16 protein-coding genes are annotated in these 22879 nt (G+C 64.4%); 6 read left to right on the forward strand and 10 right to left on the reverse strand.

The features are described 5' to 3' along the window. Positions 1-125: 125 nt before the first annotated feature. The gene (locus tag NTU39_RS13020; protein ID WP_150662536.1) at positions 126-695 is read right to left on the reverse strand and encodes a PadR family transcriptional regulator; all 570 of its coding nucleotides are present in this window, start codon (positions 693-695) and stop codon (positions 126-128) included. A gap of 180 nt (positions 696-875) precedes the next feature. On the opposite strand from NTU39_RS13020, the gene NTU39_RS13025 reads away from it, so the two are divergent. Together NTU39_RS13025 and NTU39_RS13030 are read left to right on the forward strand one after the other, a co-directional pair. Beyond that, complete coding sequence (locus NTU39_RS13025; protein ID WP_257959975.1) at positions 876-2906, forward strand: NADPH-dependent 2,4-dienoyl-CoA reductase; 2031 nt, start codon at positions 876-878, stop codon at positions 2904-2906. A gap of 212 nt (positions 2907-3118) precedes the next feature. Then, the gene (locus NTU39_RS13030; RefSeq protein ID WP_150662538.1) at positions 3119-4894 is read left to right on the forward strand and encodes a GGDEF domain-containing protein; all 1776 of its coding nucleotides are present in this window, start codon (positions 3119-3121) and stop codon (positions 4892-4894) included. Positions 4895-4949: 55 nt separating this feature from the next. Here NTU39_RS13030 and NTU39_RS13035 read toward each other — a convergent pair whose 3' ends face one another. Next, a complete protein-coding gene (locus tag NTU39_RS13035) occupies positions 4950-6332 on the reverse strand; it encodes a CoA transferase (RefSeq protein ID WP_257960084.1) in 1383 nt (460 codons plus the stop codon). Between the two features lie 257 nt (positions 6333-6589). Here NTU39_RS13035 and NTU39_RS13040 point away from each other — a divergent pair, with 257 nt between their 5' ends. Continuing rightward, positions 6590-7801 carry a citrate synthase family protein gene (locus tag NTU39_RS13040; protein WP_257959976.1) on the forward strand — a complete coding sequence of 404 codons (1212 nt, stop codon included), beginning with the start codon at positions 6590-6592 and terminating at the stop codon, positions 7799-7801. Positions 7802-7840: 39 nt separating this feature from the next. Here the strand turns inward: NTU39_RS13040 and NTU39_RS13045 are convergent, their stop codons facing one another. From NTU39_RS13045 to NTU39_RS13055, 3 genes are all read right to left on the reverse strand, one after another. Then, the gene (locus tag NTU39_RS13045) at positions 7841-9400 is read right to left on the reverse strand and encodes a PepSY-associated TM helix domain-containing protein (RefSeq protein ID WP_257959977.1); all 1560 of its coding nucleotides are present in this window, start codon (positions 9398-9400) and stop codon (positions 7841-7843) included. A gap of 141 nt (positions 9401-9541) precedes the next feature. Further along, positions 9542-9976, reverse strand: coding sequence for a DUF2946 domain-containing protein (locus NTU39_RS13050; RefSeq protein ID WP_150662541.1), 435 nt, complete (start codon positions 9974-9976; stop codon positions 9542-9544). 79 nt (positions 9977-10055) lie between these two features. Then, positions 10056-11510 (reverse strand): HD domain-containing phosphohydrolase, encoded by a 1455-nt coding sequence (locus tag NTU39_RS13055; RefSeq protein WP_257959978.1) that lies wholly within the window; start codon positions 11508-11510, stop codon positions 10056-10058. A 157-nt stretch (positions 11511-11667) separates the two neighbouring features. Here NTU39_RS13055 and NTU39_RS13060 point away from each other — a divergent pair, with 157 nt between their 5' ends. Both NTU39_RS13060 and NTU39_RS13065 read left to right on the forward strand, forming a co-directional pair. Continuing rightward, a complete protein-coding gene (locus NTU39_RS13060) occupies positions 11668-12450 on the forward strand; it encodes an alpha/beta fold hydrolase (protein ID WP_150662543.1) in 783 nt (260 codons plus the stop codon). Between the two features lie 234 nt (positions 12451-12684). Then, the gene (locus NTU39_RS13065) at positions 12685-13722 is read left to right on the forward strand and encodes an alpha/beta fold hydrolase (protein WP_257959979.1); all 1038 of its coding nucleotides are present in this window, start codon (positions 12685-12687) and stop codon (positions 13720-13722) included. Between the two features lie 67 nt (positions 13723-13789). On the opposite strand, the gene NTU39_RS13070 is transcribed toward NTU39_RS13065, so the two are convergent. The 5 genes from NTU39_RS13070 to NTU39_RS13090 form a co-directional block, all read right to left on the reverse strand. Then, positions 13790-14833 carry a SphA family protein gene (locus tag NTU39_RS13070; protein ID WP_257959980.1) on the reverse strand — a complete coding sequence of 348 codons (1044 nt, stop codon included), beginning with the start codon at positions 14831-14833 and terminating at the stop codon, positions 13790-13792. A gap of 23 nt (positions 14834-14856) precedes the next feature. Next, positions 14857-17478 (reverse strand): fused MFS/spermidine synthase, encoded by a 2622-nt coding sequence (locus NTU39_RS13075; protein WP_373275402.1) that lies wholly within the window; start codon positions 17476-17478, stop codon positions 14857-14859. Positions 17479-17572: 94 nt separating this feature from the next. Next, positions 17573-19189 carry an arylsulfatase gene (locus NTU39_RS13080; RefSeq protein ID WP_257959982.1) on the reverse strand — a complete coding sequence of 539 codons (1617 nt, stop codon included), beginning with the start codon at positions 19187-19189 and terminating at the stop codon, positions 17573-17575. Between the two features lie 17 nt (positions 19190-19206). Then, the gene (locus tag NTU39_RS13085) at positions 19207-20265 is read right to left on the reverse strand and encodes an HAD family hydrolase (RefSeq protein ID WP_150662546.1); all 1059 of its coding nucleotides are present in this window, start codon (positions 20263-20265) and stop codon (positions 19207-19209) included. Positions 20266-20322: 57 nt separating this feature from the next. Beyond that, a complete protein-coding gene (locus NTU39_RS13090) occupies positions 20323-21567 on the reverse strand; it encodes a formylglycine-generating enzyme family protein (protein WP_150662547.1) in 1245 nt (414 codons plus the stop codon). A gap of 268 nt (positions 21568-21835) precedes the next feature. Here NTU39_RS13090 and NTU39_RS13095 point away from each other — a divergent pair, with 268 nt between their 5' ends. Beyond that, the gene (locus NTU39_RS13095; protein WP_150662548.1) at positions 21836-22795 is read left to right on the forward strand and encodes an AAA family ATPase; all 960 of its coding nucleotides are present in this window, start codon (positions 21836-21838) and stop codon (positions 22793-22795) included. The last annotated feature ends 84 nt before the right edge of the window (positions 22796-22879 follow it).

The raw sequence follows: 22879 nt of genomic DNA on the forward strand, positions 1-22879 counted from the left end.
AAAAACGGTGACGTTCGCCGGTAGGCTTAACGTCGATTCTCACGTTAAACGCGCCAGACACCTCGTCCGTTGACAAGAAAATGGGACGAATTCGCGATCTCGTTCGATGGCATCAGGCTGCCTGATCAGGCTTCGTCAGGCGCACCGGTCGCGGGGCCGTCCCATTGCGCTAGCAGGGCCAGCGCCTCGCGGGTCCAGTCGAGCCAGCCTTGTTCGTAGCGCACGCCGAGTCGCAGGATGTGACGTTGCAAGGCGGTTTCGCGTGTCAGCGGTGCGTCCGCCGGGAAGTCGCGCGCTTCGATGGCCTGATAGGCGGCCAGTTTTTGCGCGTGAAGCGTCGCCCGCCGCGCTAGTTCGGGCTGTAGACGCAGGGAGCCGATGGCGGCGTCGGCGCGCAATCGGACCATGAGGTCGTCGCGCAGGTCGGACGGCTCGGTCGGTGTGGCGGCCCAGTTGAGGAGTTCGTCGCGTCCGCCGTCGAGCACCCGGTAGACGCGTTTGCGCGTGCGTCCGCCGTCCGGGGCGGCCGTCGACGCGATCCAACCGGCGGTCTCCATGCGCGCCAATTCGCGATAGATCTGCTGATGCGTGGCGTGCCAGAAGAAGCCGATGGACTTGTCGAAGCGGCGGGCGAGGTCGTACCCCGAGGAGGATTTCTCCAGCAGCGAGGTCATCAGGGCGTGGGCGAGCGGCATGCCCGGTAGTCTAAGGACTCTAATCACACTATGCAACGGGTTGCATAGTCGTCGGGACGCGCTAGAATCGCCATCAAACTATGCAACCGGTTGCATAACCGGCCATATACGTGGTCATCCCCCAATCCCACAAGACCCACGGCCCGCTATCTCCGGGCCGGACGACGAGAGAGACAAGCCATGAGCGCGACAAGCGGCTATCCCCACCTGATGCAGCCCCTGGATCTGGGCTTTACGACGTTGCGTAACCGCGTGCTGATGGGTTCGATGCACGTTGGACTGGAAGAAGCGCGCAACGGCTTTGCCCGGATGGCCGAGTTCTACGCCGAGCGCGCCCGCGGCGGCGTGGCGCTGATGGTGACGGGCGGTATCGCGCCGAATGAGGCGGGCCGTCCGTATGCGGGCGGCGCCAAGCTCAGCACGGAAGAGGAAGCGGACAAGCATCGTGTCGTGACCGACGCCGTTCACGCTGCTGGCGGCAAGATCGCCATGCAGATCCTGCATTTCGGCCGCTACGCCTACCATCCCGATCTCGTCGCTCCGAGCGCCTTGCAGGCCCCCATCACACCGGTCAAACCTCGCGAACTGACGAGCGAAGAAGTCGAGTCGACCATCGACGACTTCGTGCATTGCGCGGCACTCGCGCAGCGCGCGGGTTACGACGGCGTCGAAATCATGGGTTCCGAGGGGTATCTGATCAATGAGTTCATTGCCGCCCGGACCAACCATCGCACCGACGAATGGGGCGGCAGCTACGAGAACCGCATGCGTTTCCCGGTGGAAATCGTTCGCCGGGTGCGAGAGCGCGTCGGGCGCGAATTCATCATCATCTACCGTCTGTCGATGCTCGATCTGGTCGAGGGCGGCTCTACGTTTGACGAAGTCGTCCGGCTCGCCCGCGCGATCGAGGCCGCCGGTGCGACGCTGATCAACACGGGCATCGGCTGGCACGAAGCCCGCATTCCGACGATTGCCACGAGCGTGCCGCGCGCTGCCTTCGCGTGGGTGACGGGAAAGCTCAAGGGCCACGTGGGCATTCCGCTCATCACGACCAACCGCATCAACATGCCGGATGTGGCCGAGCGGATTCTGGCGGACGGCGAGGCCGACATGGTCTCGATGGCGCGCCCGCTGCTGGCCGATCCCGAATTCGTCAACAAGGCGGCCGCAGACCGCGCAGAGACGATCAACACGTGCATCGGCTGCAATCAGGCGTGTCTCGACCACACGTTCAGCGGCAAGATCACCTCGTGTCTGGTCAACCCGCGTGCGTGCCATGAGACCGAGTTGCGCATCGAGCCGACCGGGCGTCGACGCCGCGTGGCGGTCGTCGGCGCGGGGCCTGCGGGATTGGCGGCGGCCACGGTGGCTGCGCGACGCGGACACGACGTCACGCTCATCGAAGCCGATACCGAGATCGGCGGGCAGTTCAATATGGCCAAGCGCATTCCTGGCAAGGAAGAGTTCTTCGAGACGCTGCGTTACTTCCGGCACGCGCTGGACGCCAGCGGCGTCAACGTTCAGTTGAACACCCGCGCGACGGTGGAGTCGCTTACCGGGGGCGGTTATGACGACGTGGTCCTCGCGACCGGCGTTGTGCCCCGTACGCCGGACATCGAAGGCGTCGATCATCCGAAGGTGCTGCGCTATATCGATGTGCTTCGCGGGGGTGCCGAGGTCGGCCGAACCGTCGCGGTGCTCGGTGCGGGCGGTATCGGTTTCGACGTGGCCGAATTCCTCACGCAAGCGGGCGAGAGCGCCACGCTGGTGCCCGAGAAGTTCTACGCGGAGTGGGGCATCGATCCGTCGTACGCCCATGCGGGTGGCCTGCGTCCTCCCGTTCCCGAAACCTCGCCGCGCAAAGTCTTCCTGATGCAGCGCAAGACCTCGAAGGTTGGCGACGGTCTGGGAAAAACCACCGGCTGGATTCACCGTACGTCGCTCAAACATCGCGGCGTGGAAATGATCCCGGGCGTGACCTATCGGCGTATCGACGACGAGGGGCTTCACGTCACCATTGACGATGTGCCGCATGTGCTGCCCGTTGATAACGTAGTTTTGTGCACGGGACAGGAGCCGCTGCGGGAATTGGCTGAAGGGTTGCAGGCGGCGGGTGTGCGTGTGCATGTCATCGGCGGGGCCGATGTGGCGGCGGAACTCGACGCAAAGCGCGCCATCAAGCAAGGCACAGAGCTGGCGATCGACCTATAAGTTTAGGGAGCTACACGGGGCGCGGCATACCGGTGTGCGACAATGGCGGCTCGTGATTCCTGCCTTCCGAAGGCGGTTTTTGCGATGCCAAGCGTGTGTGCCAAGTGCCGGGCACGACGTTTCCGAGGCATGCCCCGGATTGCCACCATCGCGGGGCATCCGTCGCGGCCTCCGTGGGACTCCGTACCGTGTGGCCGACGGTGTCATCGTCAATGAAGCGCAAGTTACTTTCGGCCATTTCGCTCACGGGTCGTCTCCGGTTACAGAACCTCGCCATCGTCTGCGCCGTCGTCGTGCTTTGCAGCGGCCTGCTTTGCCTGGCGTGGGGAACGTACCGGCGGGCCAGCGACGCAGCGCTCGCGCTCGACGCGTTGCGCGCGACGTTGCTGGCGATGGAAAAGGCGTCCGCCGAGCGCGGCCCGGCCAATGCCGTTCTGGGCGCGGACCTCCCGCTGCCTGCGTCGTCTGTCACCGCCTTGCGCAATGCGCGCGAAGCGACCAACGAACGACTGGAGGAACTGCTCTCGGCGCTGTCTTCGGACGACTGCAACCAATGTGCAAGCGGTCTGCATGCCGTCGAGCGGGCGCGGCTCGATCTCGCTGCGGCCAGTGCGAACGTCGATCTGCTGGTGCAGCGCCCGCGCGAAATGCGCAGCGACGCCTCCGTGCGCGATGCCGTCGATCGCATGGTTCGTGTCATCGCCGACTTCACACCCGTGGCGTCGTCGCGCATCGATATCGTGTCACGCGGCGCACCGGGCGCACTGCATTACGTCATCCTCGCGCGTCTTGCGGCCGATCTCCGGGAGTACGCCGGCCAACTCGGATCGCACTTCACCGCCGCACTCACCACCCGACAGACCCTGACCGAAGCCGATCAGCGTGCCATCGAGCGCACGCTCGGCCGTATCGATCAGCTGCGCGATATGATCGGTGCGCGCGTCAACGAACCGCCGGAACTGGGCCCCGACTCACTGAGCACCCTGAACGCGCAATACTTCGGGACGGGGCTGCATTACGTGGCGACGGTTCGCACGCTGGCCGCGCAGCCGACGCCGCCCGTGCTCACGACGGCCGAGTTCGCCCGCCAGTATGTGCCGACAATGCGGGCCATCACGGACTTGCGCGACAGCATGCTGCGGCTTGCGCAACACCAGGTCGAACTGCAACGTTCCCGGGCGTTGCGATGGCTGATCCTGACGTCATTGGTGGAGGCGGTACTGGTGTTTGTCATCATCGTGGCGATGCGCAACTTCCGGCGCACCGTAGTGCTGCCGTTTGAGTCCGCCACCCGATTCGTCGACGATCTCGCCCAAGGTAATCTCGACGCAACGGTGCCGGTCGACGGTGTCCCGATGAAGCGCGCACAGGTGCGTGCCGTGTTCGACGCGTTGCGCGTGTTGCGGTTGAATGCCGTCGAACTGGTCCAACTGCGCCGCGAGCGCGCGCGACTGGTCGGCGAGCTGGAGATGAGTTCGGATACCGATCCGCTCACACGCCTGATGAACTGGCGCGCCTTCGAGCGTCAGGCGCGGGTGCTGTGTGCGATGCGTACGCCTGGCCCCATTGCACTGATCAAGTTCGATATCGACAACTTCACGCAACTCAATGCCGCGTGGGGCCACAGCGTGGGCGACGATGTGCTGCGCCGAGTGGGCGCCGTCTGTCTGAATACATGCCAACCGGGGGACGTTGTGGCGCGGCTGGGCGCGGATGCGTTCGTGATTCTGGCGCGCGTGCTCGACGAATCGCGCGCCCGACAGTTCGCGGAATTGCTGCGTGGGCGCATCGAAGCCACGACGCTCGCCTTGCCGAACGGAGAAACGCTGACGCTGACCGCCAGTTTCGGCATCGCGATGGCAGATCCCGCCACCTTCGACGTCACCGGCACGGGCAGCGGCGCACCCGCGAGCGTGTCGATTTTGCTGAGTCAGGCGGAACGCCAGTTGCACGCGGCGCGTCAGGCGAAGCGACACGTCATCGACTGACGGCACGGCCAGCGACGGGGTGCGCGGCGACGAGCGCACACCCTGTCTCAGACGATTACGGCCACTGCGGCGTTGCCGTTCCCAAAGCCAGCGCGGGCAATGCCCAGTCGACGGGCGTACCCGCCACCGACATCGGCGTGGCGACACGTCGGACAGGCCCCCACGACGTGTCCTCGATGCGCGGTGACAGATCGTCCGCCGTCTCGGTAGCCAACGGTGGCAGCGCATTCTCCGGTGTACGGTGCGTCACAAGCAAGTTGGCCGTTCTGGCCAGCGAAGCCTTCACTGAACTTCCGACTCCCAGCGTCTGACGAAGCGCTAACGCGTGCACGGCCGCCGCCGCCATCAGGTATCCGGTCGCGTAATCGATGCCTTGCCCGGGGAGCGGCACCGGACGTTCGGCACCGGCAGCACGCATCCCCGCGTCGGCAATGCCTGCGCTCATCTGCAGCAGACTGTCGAAGCCGCGTCGCGCGGACCACGGACCTTGCCCCCCGTAGGCATCGAGCGAGACGTCGATCAACGTCGGATTGAGTTCACGACGCCGTGCGGCACCGAGTCCCAGACCTTCCAATGCGTCGGGACGATAGCCGTGGACGACGATGTCCGCGTCGCGCAGCAATCGTTCAAGGGCTTCGCGTCCGTTGGGGTGCTTGAGGTCGAGCCGTGCGCAGCGTTTGCCGAGCACGACTTCCGGCACCGTGCCGGGTTCGTCCCAGCCGGGCGGGTCGATGCGCAGTACCTGTGCGCCGAAGCCCGCGAGAAAGCGAGTGGCTGTCGGCCCCGCGAGGATGCGTGTCAGATCCAGCACGCGAATGCCGCTCAGCGGCCGTTCGCGCATGAGCTGCCATGTGCTGCGTCGCGTGTTGCTGGCGCTTCCAGTGTCGAACGTCTCCCAATGCAGCAAGGGTTCGCTGGCGACGGCCATCCCTTGCGGATGCTCACGCCATTGCGCGAGCGAACGCATGGCGGCGGCACAACCGCCGTGCGCCACGACGGCCGCTTCGAGCGCGTCGGCCGGCCACGTCGAGACGATCTCCGCGACGGCGTCTCTGTCGGCCTCCACACCCAGTACCGCTAGTGCGGCCGCACGATGATGCGGGGCATTGGTGTGCAGACGAATCCAGCCGTCGGCCGTCCGGTAGTCGCCTGCGATCGGGTCCCACATGGGCGCCGATGACCAGCCCTGTGCACGCAACGACGTCTGGAACCAGAACGACGCCAGTCGCCGGTCGACATTGACGTGCGGTGCAACGGCGTGTGCGCTCAGGCCGTAGTCGCCCGCAGCCCCCGTAGACAGACTGGCCACAGCCAATGTCGCCGTAGCGATCGAGGCGGTCGCGAAATCGGTGTACGGAAAGGTGCAGGGCAATGCACCGGTGCCACTCAGCGTGAGATCGGCTGCCGCGTGCTTGCCGCCGTCGACGGCATGGCGCATCTCGCTCAGGTACGACGCGACAACACCGGTGTCTTCCGCCAAGGGAAGCGCAGGATGGGGCGTTGGGGGCGTTGGGGATGTTGCGGGGGAAGTCTCTGAAACAGGGGAACGCATGGGAAGTCCTCGAACGATTCGATACGTGGCATCGCAATGAGTCGCGATGCAAGACTGCCGGCGCATTGAAGCTTAAGCCGATGGATTTTATTGTCAATATTGATTAACTTAATCAATCTGTTGGTCATCTACCGGCTTCGGCGATGCAATACTTCACTGCGAAACAAGCGGCCGAGCATCTCGGCGTGTCGCTCCAGACCCTCTACGCGTACGTCAGTCGTGGCCTGCTGCATGCCGAGCCAGGCAAGACGCATCGTGAGCGTCGCTATCGCGCATCGGATGTAGAGCGCCTGGCGACGCAACGCACGCGCGGACGCAAGCCGAAGGAGGTGGTCAAGGCCGCGCTGGACTGGGGCATGCCGGTGCTGGAGTCGTCCATCACGCTGATCGAAGATGGACGGTGCTACTACCGGGGACGTGACGCGTTGCAGATGGCGCAGACAGCCTCCGTCGAAGCCACGGCGGCGTGGCTGTGGCAATGCGATGAGGCGTCGGCATTTGGTGACGACGCAACCGCCTCAATCAAGCACCTCGCCGTCGACTGGCCCGTGATGTTGCTCGAACGGTATCGCGACCGCCGGGCCGAAGACGCATTGCTGCCCGCATTCACCGTCGCGAGCGATGACGCGTCGACCGCGATCTGGCAACGCGATCCGGTGCGCGTGGCGCAGGGCAGCGCCGCGTTGCTACGTACGATGACGGCTTGCTTGCTGGGCACACTGCCAAGTCACGCGCCAATTCACGAACAATGTGCAGCCGCGTGGAGCGTGAGCGACGCCGAGGGTGCCGACCTCATCCGCATGGCGCTGGTGCTGTGCGCGGACCACGAGTTGAACGCATCGAGCTTCACGGCCCGCTGCGTGGCATCGACCGGCGCGAGCTTGCGCGCGGCGATCGTGGCGGGGCTGTCCGCGCTGACCGGCGGCCGTCATGGTGGCACCACGGCACGCAATGAAGCGATGTGGGACGAAGTCGGCGAGATCGATACCGCCGCGCGCATGCGTGAGCGATTGGCGCGGGGTGAGAAGCTGCCCGGCTTCGGCCATCATCTCTATCCGGCCGGGGATGTACGGGCGAGTGCGATGCTCGCGCGGGTCTTGCCTGCGCATCCCGCGTGGCAAACGATGATCGACTCGGCCGACGCATTGATCGGTCAACGCCCGTCGCTCGATTTCGCCCTCGTGGCGGTGCGCCGTCACCTTGGATTGCCGGTCGGGGCTGCGTTCGGTCTCTTCGCACTCGGACGCACTATCGGCTGGATCGCGCACGCCAGAGAGCAACGCGAGAGTACGCAACTGATTCGTCCGCGTGCCGCCTATGTCGGCCCGCGACCTGACGACGCGCTCGTCGAGTGAGCGACACCCGCGAAGTCGCTCGGGTGTCGCCGACGGGGACTAAGCGCCCGAACGTCGTCCGAAGATCGCCCGGTCGCCAACCCAGACGAGCGCCATAGTCGCCCCCATGAGCGGGAAAACGCAGCCGAGCGCCACCATACCGGCGGTCCATCCGCGCATCGGCGGACGCGCCTGCGGGCGCGACGGCGCACCGAGCGCTCGTGCCGGACGGCGCATCCACCACATGATCGCGCCCGTCGCTGCCATGCCGAACAGTCCCATCGAAATGGCGGCACACAACCATTGATTGGCCACGCCGAAATACCGACCCATGTGCAGCGCGGTGCCGTACGAAACCGCCTGTGCAACGGCACCGTACGCGTTGTAATCGATGTCGCGAAGTACGCGGCCGCTGTACTGATCGATGTGAATCGTGCGCTCGGCCTTCGGGTCGGCGGGGAAGTACGACACGGTGTAGACGCCATCCGGACGCTTCGGTACGACGAGGCTATAGCCACTTTGCACACCCATACGCGAAGCAATGGCCATCACGTCGTCGACGGACAGCGCGCCTTCTGCGCGCAACGCAGCGGGTGACAGGCCTGCGTCACCCGGGGCACTGTGTTCGCTACCTCCGTTATGGGCTGCATGTTCGTCGGCCGCTCCCTTCGTGTCATGCACGGCATGGTTCATGCCTGGCATGTTCGCCATTCCGGCCATTCCATCGGCACTTGCAGGCGGCGTCGACTGCGGGACCTTCGTGTTCCCCACGGCCCACGGAATCTGGGCGATAGGCAGATCGTCCATCTTCATGGGCTTTGCGGGTGCCTGCGAGCGCACCGGTGCCTCGCCCCAGACACCGGACGGCGAGCCCATGCCGATCTTCGACGTCAGCACCTTGAACTGTGCGCCCCACGAGCCGGACCACGGCAGCCCCGACAGCACGAACGCCAGTCCACCGGCGGCGAGCCACAAGCCCGCGACGCCGTGCAGATTGCGCAGCAGCGCACGCCCGCGCAACTGCAAACGCGGCCGCAGCGCATTCGCCCACGTTGCGCCCGCACGCGGCCACCAGAGCGCGAGTCCGGTCACGAGCATGACGAGTGTCCAGCACCCGGCCAGCTCCATGAGCAATTCGCCGGGCTTGCCTAGCATGAGCGAGCGATGCAATGCACGCGCCTGCGCCATCAGCCGGTGCTCGACGCTGAGCGTACCGAGCACTGCACCCGTGTAAGGATTCAGATAGACGCTCTGACGCTCGCCACCGGGCAGACGAAAGATGAATTCCGCACTGCGCGTCGGATCGCGATTGACCTCGACGGAGCTGACTTTCGCGCCTGCGGGCAGCGCCGCCGCGGCGCGTTCCATCAGCGTCTGCTCGGCCAGACGCGGCTCGGTGGACGCCGCGACGATCAGCCGGTCGTGATAGAGCCAAGGTTCGATCTGCGGCTGAAAGACGTAAATCGTGCCGGTGATGGCGAGCACCATGAGCCAGGGCATGACGAAGAGACCGGCATAGAAGTGCCAGCGCCAGAGGGTGCGGTATTGGCCTGCGGCGGCCGTCGGTTGCGCTTCACGGGTGTGAGGCGTCTGTGAGTACGGCGGGTGAGAGGTCTGCATGTTGTGACGATTCCGTCTCGTGTCGCCACTGCATGGCAGCGGCGCGCGCGTGCCGCTGGCGCAAGCGTCAGACAGGCATTGGGCGCGAAATGGGAGCGACGCCGTCACCGGGCGTGGCGAGGCATCGGACTGAACGCGAGATCAGGAAACGGCAGGTGGGGCACGCGCAGGCGGCGTGTAAGCGAGTTGGGTGTTCGACGAAACGGCATCCGCGACCGGTCCGGCGCGTGCGATCCATGCGAACGAGATCGCACCGGCGAGCGCGGGCATGACGAGCGGCGGATGATTGGCGAGCAGCGAACAGTAGCCGCAAAGGTCGCCCTGAGTCTCATGCGCGGCATGTGACATGCCCGCGCCGTGTGTCGCATCGTCATGCCCGTGGGTCGTCGCTGCCACCAGCATGGCGGATGATGCGTGCGTGGCACCGTCGACGGTACAGAACGCGGCGTCCAGCACACGCGCCTGTCCGGCGCGATGCGCCGCAAGTCCCTGACTGACGATCGGCATGCAAATCGCCAGCCACATGGCGGCGAGGCCGAGCCATGCAGTGAGACGTTTGCGGGAAGACGATGTCATGCGTCAGTGGACCGTATTCAGTGGACCGTAGATTGCGGTGGGCTGGGGCGCTAAAGCCGGAATGCTATCACGCGGGGCGTCAGATCATGCCTGCTGTGAGTGCCTTGAGGGTCGCAGCTGCGCGTGTAGAACAATCCAGCTTGCGGAAGATACTTTCGACGTGTGTGCGCACGGTGCTGGGGCTCACGGCCAGCGCGCGGGCGGCTTCCTTGTTGCTCAGCCCTGCGCTGATTTGACGCAGCACGTCGATCTCACGCGGTGAGAGCAGCGAGGCGGTGCCCGGTGGCGTTGCGCGCGGGCGCACTGTTTGCCCCTGCGACGTCGCAACGACCGCCGCCACAATGTCCGCATCGAACTTTCCAGCGGCGGCGTCGCGTTCGATCAGTTCCACCGCCTCGTCGAACGTGTGGGCGGGGCGCCACGGACGCGTTGCCAGCAACGCTTCGAACGCGACCGATGTGGCGAGGACACGTTGCGGCGTCGTCAGTGTCGAGCCGTCGACGCCACGGAAATAGCCGCTACCGTCCAGCCGCTCATAAGCGTAGGACGCAAGGTCGGCCACTTGCCGCAGCCCGTCGATCTGTTTGGCCGCACGCGCGCTCCAGTACGGGACGAGACGAACTTTCTCCCACTGATCGGCGGACAGCTTGCCGTCCGTCTCCCAGAGCCGGTTTGGCAGGGCTGCGCGGCCGATCCCGTGCAACAGGGCGGCCGAGCGCAATTGCGTCTGGACGTCGATGTCGAGGGCCACGCTTTGCGCCGTGCGCGACGCCAGATCTGCCGTGCGACGCGAGAAACCGGCGAGCCACGGAAGCTTCAGTTCTGTGACATCCGCCAGCAGCGAGAGTGGCACGTCGGCGTGACGTTCAGGCTCGGCGAGTTGCCACGTGCCGGTATCGGGATCGGCCGCGTCCAGCGCATCCAGCCAACGGTTTGCCTGACGCAAGGCAGCATCCACCAGCCGCGCGGGATACTTGGCGTCAGACTGACTGCGCAGGAAGGCGAGGGCGCTTTCGCGTCCATGAGCACGCGCCAGAATTTCGAGATCGCTCGCGACGTTGACGAAGAACACGGTCTCGGGAATCGCATCGCCATCGTGCCCGGCAGGCATGCCCTTGCCGTCGAAGCGCTCGAAGACGTTTCGCAGCGCGTCGACCACGCGCGACGGCATGCCCATCGTCGCGGCGACGTCGCCCGACACTTCACAGTGAATCAGGGCCAACGGCACGATGAGCGATTGCGTTTGCGCGGAGAGCGGCGGCAGCGTCTGCGCCATCATGGCCTCGCGCGCGGCGACGTCGTCGCCCAGCAATTCGGCAAAGCCACCGGCGTTCGCCGTACAGCCGGACCAGCGCAGCAGTGCCGTCGCGCGGGCATGATTCTGCGCGTCGAGGTCTGCACCGCATTCCTGCGCGAGCCAGCCAGCGAGGCAGGCGGCGCGGCGCGAGTGATCCGTCGAGCGGCCCATGCTGAGGTCGCCGATGAAGGCGAGCGCAAGAATCGCGTCGGTGAGGCCGGCGGTGCTCGATGACATGTTGGACGTGGATGAGGGGCGCAAGGAAGGAGTCGCTATCGGTCATCAAGTGCCTGCATCGGTCGATCGTCCGATACCGGCGCGAGCGCGAGACGACGACACTGGCAACCAGTCGAGCCAACCTCGTGGCTCGTTTTCCCGAATCAAGGAGATTTCGATGAACCGCCATTCTACTCTCGCCGCCATGTTGCTTAGCGCCGGTTTGCTGGGCGCTGCCGCTTCCGCACACGCCGCCCCTGCGGCCACCGCCCGCGAAGGCGTGCCGTCCGTGGTGATCGTGCACGGTGCGTTCGCCGATGGCTCCGACTGGGCCAAGGTCGTCGCCATCCTTCAGGAAAAGGGTGTCCACGTGACGGCTGTGCAGAACCCGCTCGATTCGCTCTCCGGCGACGTCGCAGCCGCCACGCGCGCCATCGACAATCAACCGGGTAAAGTCGTGCTCGTCGGCCACTCGTGGGGCGGTGCAGTTATCACTGAAGCTGGCAACGACGACAAGGTCGCCAGCCTCGTCTACGTGTCCGCCTTCGCGCCGGACGCCGGTCAGTCGGTCGAAACGCTTTCGAAAGACCTGCCCAAGGCACCGGGCATCGATCACATCGTGGCCGACGCCAGCGGCTGGCTGAGCCTGCCCCCGGCCGATGTCGCCAAGTTCTTCGCGCAGGACGTGCCCGCCAAGCAAGCGCGTGTGATGGCCGCAACGCAAGGCCCGATCAAGGGATCGGCGTTCGGCGACAAGATCAGCGTGGCGTCGTGGCACCAGAAGCCGTCTTGGTTCGTGATCAGCCAGAACGACCGCATGATCAACCCGGAAGCCCAGCGCATCATGGCCCGCACGATCGGTGCGAAGGTGACGGAGCTGCCGACGAGCCACGTGCCGCAGCAGTCGCGTCCGGCCGACGTGGCGAAGGTGATTCTCGACGCGGTCGCCAGCGTCAAGTAAGACTTGTCGTCCGGTGTGACGGGGCGGCCAGCGCCGCTTCGTTCCTCGAATTACCCTGGGAAACCGGGGTTTTTTGAATCCGTATGTGTCACTTGTCCGGCCAGATACATTCGGACATAAACGACGATGAACTCACCGATATAACTACGGGTAAGCGCTCGGCACGCACCGCAGGTGTGAGGTTGGAGCTACCCCCGGCAGCCGCCGGAATATCACTCAGAGAGGTCATCAGTCATGTCGGATCCGGTCAATCTTCGCCGTCGTCGTCTTCTTGGCACCACGCTCGCAGGCGTCACGCTCGCCGAACTGGGGCTGTCGCAACTGGCCAATGCGGCTTCGTCCGCCGGTGCGTCAGGTTCGGTCGGTGGTCACACGTCGTTCGAAGCGATCCGTCAGATCGACGCGGGCGACCTGAACGTCGGTTACGCCGAAGCCGGACCGAAGAATGGCAAGGTCGTCATCCTGCTGCACGGCTGGCCGTACGACATCTACAGCTATGTGGACGTTGCGCCGTTGCTGGCCGCCGCCGGTTACCGCGTGATCGTGCCGTACCTGCGCGGTTATGGCACGACGCGTCTGCTCTCGGCCAGCGCCCCGCGCAATGGTCAGCAAGCCGTGGTGGCGGCCGACATCATCGCCCTGATGGACGCGCTGAAGATCGATCAGGCCATTCTCGGCGGTTACGACTGGGGCGCACGCACGGCGAACATCGTCGCGGCCCTCTGGCCGGAGCGCGTGAAGGCGATGGTTTCCGTGAGCGGCTATCTGATCGGCAGCCAGGCGGGCAATGCGGTGCCGCTGCCGCCGCAAGCCGAATTGCAATGGTGGTATCAGTTCTACTTCGCGACCGAGCGCGGTGCGAAGGGCTACGCCGCGAACACCGACGCGTTCAACAAGCTGATCTGGCAACTGGCTTCGCCGAAGTGGCAGTTCGACGACGCGACGTACGCGCGCTCGGCCGCTGCGTTCCATAACCCCGATCACGTGGACATCGTGATTCACAACTACCGCTGGCGTCTGGGCCTCGCGCAAGGCGAGGCGCGGTTCGATGCACTGGAAAAACGTCTCGCGACGGCCCCGGCGATCACCGTGCCCACGATCACGATGGAAGGCGATGCCAACGGCGCGCCGCACCCGGCACCGGCAGCCTATGCGAAGAAGTTCACCGGCAAGTATCAGCACCGCGATATCGGCGGCGGCATCGGTCACAACCTGCCGCAGGAAGCCCCGAAAGCGTTCGCCGACGCGATTCTGGAAGTCGTTACGCTGTAAGGCGGCACGGCTTCACCGTCTGGCCGATGGGTTGCCGACGGTGAAGCCCGCGTGCGAAGCGTAGGGATCAGAAGATCAGCGTCGCCGTCGCCATGAACGTCTTCGTGCTTTTGAGGCGGTTGGTGGCGGTGATCGTCGGCACCCAGCGCGCGGAAAACGACAACGGGTGCTTGCCGTCGATCTTGGTGTCGTAGGTGACGATCGGCCCCAATGCGAAGTCATGACCCCGGAAGCCGTTCAACTGATCGGCGGTCGGGCCGCTGTCACCGCCTAACTGCTGCGTCGTCCCCAAGACCAGCCCGATCCCCAGTCCGTTCGAGAACTTCTTCAGGCCCATGACATCGAGCGTGAAGAGCGGCGCGTTCTGGTAATCGGTCGCTGTGTTGCGCGTGTAAAACTGCACACCGGCGATGACGTCGAACTCCAGCCCGTAGGACGGCACGAACTTCGTATAGGCGACCTGAGGAATGAACGTCCAGTTGTTCAGGCTAGGGTTCGCCAGTGCATTGGGATCGTAACGGCCGGTCGGTGCCCAGATGGCGACCGAGAACGACATGTGATCGGTCTGCGAGAAGTGGTAGCCAGCGATGATCGGGGTGAAGGTGATGTCGAATAGGTTCGATGCCGTCTGCGACGTACCGACCGAGTTGCCCCGGCCGCCGCTCAGCGTCGCTGTCGCTTTTGTCCACAGATACGGCAGCGTGAAGCTCGACGCGAAGTTCCACGCACCGGTGTCGGTCTTCCACGTCTTCATCAGTGTGGCGAGCGTGAACGACAGTTCACCGTTAAGCCCTAGCGACGTCGTGCCAGCAATCGGTGCCTGACGGCTGCCGCCGATGTTCCCGTCGAAATAGATTTCCGCGAAATTGACCGCCCAGATCGGCTCCGGCGAGACGACGCCCGCATTCGGCTGCACGCCCGTGCCGCTGACCGGACGCCCGAGCGCACCTTCCGTGGCGTTGGCGTTCGGCGTGACGGCGGCCAGTGCGACGAGTGTCGCAGCGAACGCCAGAGGCGTGCGGTGGCGCCGGGCACGCGTGGCGGAAGCGCTGCGAGGCGACGAAGTAGGCGAGAGGCGCGATGGCAGCATGTTGTTGGCGTCGGGTGTCATGAGTGGGAACGGCTGTCCGTGACTTAGCGTTGTCCGGCGAACCAGCGGAAGTACGGGTTATCGGCCTCCAGTTGCAGTGCAGTACCCAACTGACGCGCCCAGGTGTTGCGGTCGCCGTCGAGGGCGGCCAGCGACGCGCCGTAAAACGCCAGCAACGCCTGTCGCGACCGGGCGATCTCGGCGGTGAGTGCCTCGTCGGCGCCGGTCACCGGTGGTTCGCTTTGCAGTGCCAGCAGGTTGCGCAGCGTCGGGGCGAAGGCCTGACGCCCGACCCACGGCGCGTATTCGATGCGGGGATGGTCGTCGGTCACCGGCGCAGCATCCTCCACGTAGTAGGCGAGCCCCGAGCGATCCGTCATCCATGTCGCGAGTAGCGCACCCGGCGAATCGATGCCGACTTCCCGAAGCGATTGCGCCACGCCCGGCTGTGCAAAGCGCTGACGAATCGATGCGGCGTCGAGTACCAGCGGCGACTGGCCGCCGACGAGCAACATTTCGTGCAGTTCGGTCGTCCAGAGGCTTGCGTGCGGGAAGACGGCAATGAAGCTGGCGATGAGCGCCTTCGTTTCGGCTTCGTTCTGCGTGGGCAACGGCAACCATTGCGCGACGACGCCCCCGTCGCTAAGTCTTGACGACGCCAGCTTGTAGAAGTCGGTAGAGTAAAGGTTGGCGACACCCGCAGCGCTCGGCGGCGGCGGTTCCAGCGTGATGAGATCGTAGCGATCCGCACTGCGCAGCAATTCGCGACGGCCGTCGCGCACGCGAATGTCCATGCGCTTGTCGTCGGCTACGCCGTAGTTGCCTTTGAAGTGAGACGACGCCTTGACGACCGCAGGCAGGAGTTCTGCCGTCACACGGTGCGTGAGGCCCGGATACTGCAACAGCGCGCCCGCCGTAATGCCGGTTCCGAGTCCGATGACCAGTGCGCTTTGCGGCTGTGCTTTTGCGACGATGAGCGGCAGCAGCGCCTGAAGCCGCATGTAGCGCAGCGACGTCATGGCGTCCCCCGAATTCGACACGCCTTGTATATAGAGACGCTCGAACCGGTTCGAACCGGTTGACTGACGCAGCACGGCGACCGTCGCCCCCCGACCTTCCTCATAGAACGTCAGTTCGCCACCGCGCGCGTCGGTCAGCAAAGTCGCGAGCCGCTGCGGCGGCGTGGCGACGGTGGCGACACCCAATACCACAGCGAGTCCGACGACGGCTATGCGCGCCACCTTTCCAACACCTGCGCCGCGCCAGACGGCAACCAGTGCGACGATGCACGCAATGCCTGCGAGTACGCCAAGCGTTCGCACCAGACCGAACGACGGGACCAGCCAGAAGCCCGTCGCGAGCGATCCGACGATGCCGCCCGCCGTGTTGAGCGCGACGACCCGGCCGACCCCTTGGCCGACGTAACCGGCGTCCACCGCCAGGCGCAACACGTACGGGAAGGCCGCGCCGAGCAACAGCGTCGGCAAGAAGACGATACCCAGACCCGCCACGAGAAAGCGGGCGCACATTGCAAGCGTGGCGCTTTGCGTCGTCGCATACACCATGCTCGCGAGCTTGCCCTGAGCGACGAAGATCCAGTCGCCCAGCCCGTACAGCGTGACGGCAGCGACCACGCCCGCACCGGCGACCAGCAGCGCGAATACGCCCCACGGATCACGGGAACGCTCCACACGTCGGGCCACGAGGGTGCTACCGAGCGTCAACCCGCAGAGATAGGTGGCGAGCACGATGGCAAACGCAAATGCGCGGGTGCTGACGAATTGCACGATGGCTTGCGACCACATAACTTCGTAGCCCAGTGCAACACCACCGGCGACGGCATACAGCCCGATGGCAAGCGTGCCCCGACGACGTGCAAGCGCTGTGGCTGCGTCGGACGTGTCGGCATGCGTTTCAACCTGTGCCACCGCCAGCGGCATTGTTGCCGACGCGCGTCGCGACGCCACGACCGCCGCCAGCGCCAGCAGGACGTTCAGCCCGGCCGCAGCGCACGCGGCACCCTGCATACCGAACGACGGTATCAGCCAGAACGGTACTGCCAGCACGCCGACAACAGCGCCGACGGTATTGGCCGCGTACAGACGCGCACCCGCATGCCCGACGTAGCCGTCGATGGCGCCACGCGAGCGCATGAGGACAGGAAGCGTGCCGCCCATGAAGACGGCGGGCACACCGACAAGCACGAACGGCAACACCCACGCGGCGAGGCCCACATGGGCTTCGAGCCAGGCGAAGGGTGCTGCGGCGCGTGCGAGGACAAGCGTGCTGACGATAGCCGTGAGCGCCACGGCAGCTTCAAGCACGGCGTAGAGCCGCATGGGATTGGCGACGCCGTCGGCGCGCCGTCCGAAATACCAGCCACCGACCGCGAGGCCGCCGAAGAAGGCGCTGATCGCGATGGACACGGCATGCACTTCGACGCCCACGACGAGCGAGAGCTGCCGGATCCATATCATCTGAAAGACGAGTGCCGATGCGCCCGAGAGCACAAGCAACAATGCGGGCCATGCTAACGACGGCGCAGGCATGCTTGTGGGGACAGCAGGGGAATCAGGTAAGGCGAGGGCGGGCGACGCAGACGGCGATGCGACCTTGCGGCGGCCGCGAGGCGCGGGAATCGACGGGGAAGCCAGCGTATCGGTCATATCGCGCATTGGTTTTCGGAGGTGAGTCAGATGAAACAACCCCGCCGGGCCGGAGAGACGTCAAGTTCCGGCACGGCGAGGTCTGCGGTCGGACTTACTCCAGTCCGCGGTTCTTGAAGGACTGATCGATCTTCTTGTCCACCTGCTTGCGCACCTGATCGATGCTGAAGCTCGCAGGCCGCTGGCTCGGCGGATAGTCGACGAAGGTCTGGAGGAATACCGAGGCCTTCATTGTGGCAATGGCGGTCAGATAAGCGTTCTTCGCCAGCCAATCGTTGTACTGATCCGAAGTGATATCCGCCCGCTCGTAGGGATCCATTCGCAGGTTGAACATTTTCGGCACCCGCAGGCAAACGAACGGCTCTTGCCAGATGTTGAAGTTGCCCGGCGCACGCTGTTCGCAGAAGACCGCTTTCCAGTTGCCGAAGCGCATGGCTACCAGTTCACCGTCGTCATTGAAGTAATAGAACTCGTCGCGCGCTCCCTTGGGGGCTTTGCCCGTCAGATACGGCAACTGGTTGTATCCGTCCAGGTGATTGCGGAACTTGGTCTTGCTGCCCTTGGGCGACCAGCCCTTGAGCAGCCGATCCTTGACGCCATCGTCGCCTGCTGCGGCCAGCAGCGTCGGGAACCAGTCCAGCCCCGAAACGATCTCGTTGGACACGCTGCCCGGCTTGATCTTGCCCGGCCAGCGAATCATCGCGGGCACCCGGAAAGCGCCTTCCCAGTTCGAGTCCTTCTCACTGCGGAATGGCGTCATGGCGGCATCAGGCCAGGTGAACATGTTCGGGCCGTTGTCCGTCGTGTAGATCACGATCGTGTTGTCCGTGATTTTCAGATCGTCCAGCAGCTTGAGCAGTTTGCCCACGTCCTGATCGTGTTCCCACATGCCGTCGGCATACTCATTACCGGGCATACCGCTCTTGCCCTTAAACTCCGGCCGCACGTGCGTGTAGATGTGCATGCGAGTGAAGTTCATCCAGACGAAGAAGGGCTTGTTGGCTTTGACTTGCTTCTGAATGAATTCTGCCGCCTTGGCACCCGTCTCGTCGTCGATGGTCTCCATGCGCTTCTTGGTCAACGGCCCGCTATCCTGCACCTTGCCATCAGACGTACTATGAATCACGCCGCGCGGCGTGAAGTTCTTCACATATGGATCGTTGGGATCCTTCGGCCAATACGGTCGCTCTGGTTCTTCCTCGGCGTTCAGGTGATACAGGTTGCCGAAGAATTCGTCGAAGCCGTGCGCCGTCGGCAGGTACTCGTTTCGGTCGCCGAGGTGGTTCTTGCCGAACTGGCCGGTGGCGTAGCCGAGCGGCTTGAGTGCTTCCGCAATGGTGATGTCCGTTTTTTGCAGACCGACCGTGGCACCCGGTGCGCCGACCTTCGACAGACCGGTGCGCAGCGGCGACTGCCCCGTGATAAACGACGAGCGCCCAGCCGTGCAACTGTTCTCGGCGTAGTAGTCGGTGAAGATCATGCCTTCCTTAGCCACGCGGTCAATGTTCGGCGTGCGGTAGCCGACCAGCCCGTTGGAATAGGCGCTGATGTTCGTCTGGCCGATATCGTCGCCAAAGATGACAAGGATGTTCGGCGGCTTGGTACCGCTTTGCGCTGGCGCGTCGCCAGGCGCAACCAGCACGTACGCGGCCGTAACGGCAAGGACCGCTGTACTGGTGAAGCTGAAGACTCGTCTGAGTGAGAATGACATCGTCGTCTCCGGTGAGGTCATTGGGAGGAAAGCGGGAACACGGTGGCCCAGTCGTCTTTCATGCTCACGACGGTCCAGCCTCGAGTGACGGCGACATCCCATGCGCGGTCGAGTCGGCCGATTTTCGACTGGCGGTCGTAAGCAAACTCGCGGGTAGCGTCGTCGTGATGTACGAGCAGCGCCAGATGCGGGCCCTGGCCCGTGGTCGTGTACTCAAGCATTTGCAGATCGCCGTCGGAGTTGCCGAACGCGAGGATCGGCTTGCGTCCGATGCGGCGGTAGATGCCGACCGGCTTGCCCGGTCCGTCGTCGACGAAGTCGATCTTGGGCTGACGAACCAACTGACCCTGACCGTCACGGCTTTCGTACTTGAGGCCTTCGTCGGTGCCGATCACCTGTTCGGGCGGCACGCCGTAAACACGCTCGACCCACGCGCGCATGAACTGCGTCGTGCCGCCGGAAACGATGTAAGTCTTGAAGCCGTTCGCGCGCAGATAAGTCAGCAGTTCGAGCTGCGGCTGGAACACCAGCGACGTATAGGGGCGATGTAGCGTCGGGTGCTTTGCCGAGGCGAGCCATGCCTCGATGCGCGCGTCGTAGTCGGCGACGTTCATGCCGCTGTTCGCCTGCGCGAGCAGTTGCAACAGAGACTTCTTCTGTGCGCTCAGTTCCCGCAGATCACCGGCCATCAGGGCCTGGAATGCCGGATTGCGTTTCCATTCCGGATGCGCTGCGGCCTGCGCCTTCACCTGATCGATCATGAAGACAAACTGGAAGTACAGCGGCTGTTCGCTCCACAGCGTGCCGTCGTTATCGAATACGGCAATGCGCTCGGCTGGCGGGACATAGCTGGCCGAACCGTTGCGGGTTACGTCGGCCACGAAGCGCACGATGGCCTGCTTGGCCCCGCCGTCACGCCACGAGGGCAGAGCGTCGGCGGTGTGCGCAGACGACGATGCCGGTGATGCAGCTTGCTGCTCAGGCGGCGTCGGCGTCGGTGTTGCGCAGGCAGCAAGGGACAGCGCCACCACGACGGCGGCCGCTGCCCGGCCAAAACGCGAGCGAAGTCTCTCCATCCCCCAATCCTTGATCGTTGTAATGGTGCGGGTTCGTCGACGTGAAGCGATGAGACGTCAGCGCGACGGGGTGACCGAAGCGAGCTTGTTCTGCGTCGTTTGACGCGACGCTTGCCACGCGCTCTCGTCCATCACCAACCGGAAGCCGAGATGCGACATGCTGTTGTAGGGGTCGGTGCCGCGTCGTGCGCTCGGGCGATAGCTCAGGCAATACGCTTCGTTACATAGGAACGAGCCGCCGCGCGTCACGCGCTTGGGGGCCTGCACGGGCACGCCGGGATCGGCCGGATCCCATGAGTCGGACGGGCCGGTCGGGTTGTCCGCGAGCTTGCTGGCCGCTGCTTCGCGCCGGAATTGATCGGCGCGATACCAGTCGGCGACCCACTGCCAGGCGTTGCCCGTCATATCGGACAAGCCATACCCGTTCGGGGGGAACGTGCCGACCGGACTCGTGCCGACGGCGCCACCGGCCTTCGGGTTGACGACCGGAAACGGCTGCGCCTGTTCGCCTTCCCAGACGTTGGCCATCTGCTTGCCGTTCGGTGCGAACGATTCGCCCCACGCATAGGTGGCTTGCTCCAGTCCGCCACGCGCGGCGAATTCCCATTCGGCCTCGGTTGGCAGACGCTTGCCTGCCCACTTCGCATAGGCCTGCGCGTCTTCGAACGAGACCTGCACGACGGGGTGGTCGTCCTTGCCCGCGATGCTGGTGTCCGGTCCTCCCGGATGCCGCCAGTCCGCGCCCGGCACGAAGCGCCACCAGCGCGAATAGTCCTGTAGGGGGACGGGCTTGTCGGTGCCGACGAACACCATCGCTCCGGCGACCAGTGCGCTCTCGGGCGGACGCGGCGTGCCCGGTGGCAACTGCACCCTGAGCGTTTCCCAATCCGGCTTGCGCTCGGCGGTCGTGACGTAGCCCGTCGCCGCCACGAAGCGTCGGAACTGCGCGTTCGTGACGTGATGCGCGTCCATCCAGAAGCCATGCACGCGCGCGGGATGGGCGGGCTTCTCGTTGGGCTGCGCCATGCGGCTGTCGCTGCCCATCAGGAACGCGCCGCCGGGAATCCACGCCATGCCTTCGGGGCCACGAACGCCGTCGCCCATGACGATCTTGATATCGCGTGGGCTTGCGGCGTCATTGCGGCTCATTGCCCAGGACATCGCACCGCCAGCCGCGACTGAGACGCCAAGCGCCGCGCCAGCCCACAGGAGGAACGTCCGACGGCCGCGCACCGGAGGCGATGCGGCGGGTGCGCGGCCGGATGAAGTGTCGTGTTGCGCGATTCGCTTGCGTCGTGACATGTGCTGAAGCTCCCGCAATACGCGCTGGCGTACCTGCTCTTTTGCCGTAGGTGCGCGAGGCAAATGCCTTCGCAATGGAAAGAGTGAATCGCCCCGCCTGATGTGGGTTAAAGATTATTATTTAATTTGAGTAAACTCAATTGAAATTTTCAACGCGGATGAAAATTAATCTTTGACGCCAACCATTTGTTTGCTTAAGGTTTGTGGGGTGCTTTGTTGAATTGAGAATTGCCGAGTTATTTTTAAAGTAATTTAAATTATCGGCATTATGAAGAATACTATTATTGAATTCGAAAAAAATATCGGCGATGCGGTCGTCGGGCAGGAAGCGGTGGTGCGTCAGATCCTGATCGCATTGCTTGCTGACGGGCACGTCCTTCTGGAAAGCCTGCCCGGACTAGCCAAAACCCGCACGGTGAAGGCGATTGCGGCCCGTCTGGCCGTCACGATGCGTCGCATTCAATTCACGCCGGACCTGCTGCCTTCCGATATCACCGGGGGCGAAACGCTGCTTCAATCGGGAACGGAACGTGTTCTTCAGTTTCAGCCCGGGCCGATATTCGGCAATCTGATTCTTGCGGACGAGATTAATCGCGCGCCTGCCAAAGTACAGTCGGCACTGCTTGAGGCGATGGAGGAAAGGCAAGTTTCGGTGTCGGGCAAGACGCATGCGATGGCCGATCTGTTTATGGTGATGGCGACACAAAATCCGATTGAGCAGGAAGGTACGTATCCATTGCCAGAAGCACAAATGGATCGCTTTCTTTTAAAAATACTCATTACGTATCCGACGCCGGAAAGTGAGCAGGCGATGTTGCAACTGCTCAGAAACGAGACCAAGCAGACGTCGCCGGTGGGCGGGACGTTGTCACAGGAAGAGGTCTTCGCCGCGCGACGCGAAATCGAGGATGTCAGCGTGTCGCCTGCGGTGGACGCGTACATCGTCGCGCTGGTGAACGGCACGCGTCACGGGATCGCCAGCGATGCCGATCTTTCGCGCTGGATCGAAGTCGGTGCTAGTCCGCGTGGGGCCATCGGACTCGACCGCGCGGCGCGCGTGCACGCGTGGTTGGAGGATCGCGATTTCGTGACGCCGGACGACGTGAGGGCAGTCGCGCATCCAGTATTGCGCCATCGTCTGGTGTTGTCTTACGACGCGAACGCGGACGGCATCGACGCTGATCGCATTGTCGACCGTCTGGTGGAGACAACACCCGTACCTGCCTGAAAGCGTGGGTAACGAGTGGATCGGGCGCATCGATCAAGTCGTTGCGCCAGTAGCAGAACACCTTCGGGGAGCGTGCTCATGCCT

The organism is Pandoraea commovens, assembly GCF_024704525.1.
Lineage (GTDB): Bacteria > Pseudomonadota > Gammaproteobacteria > Burkholderiales > Burkholderiaceae > Pandoraea > Pandoraea commovens.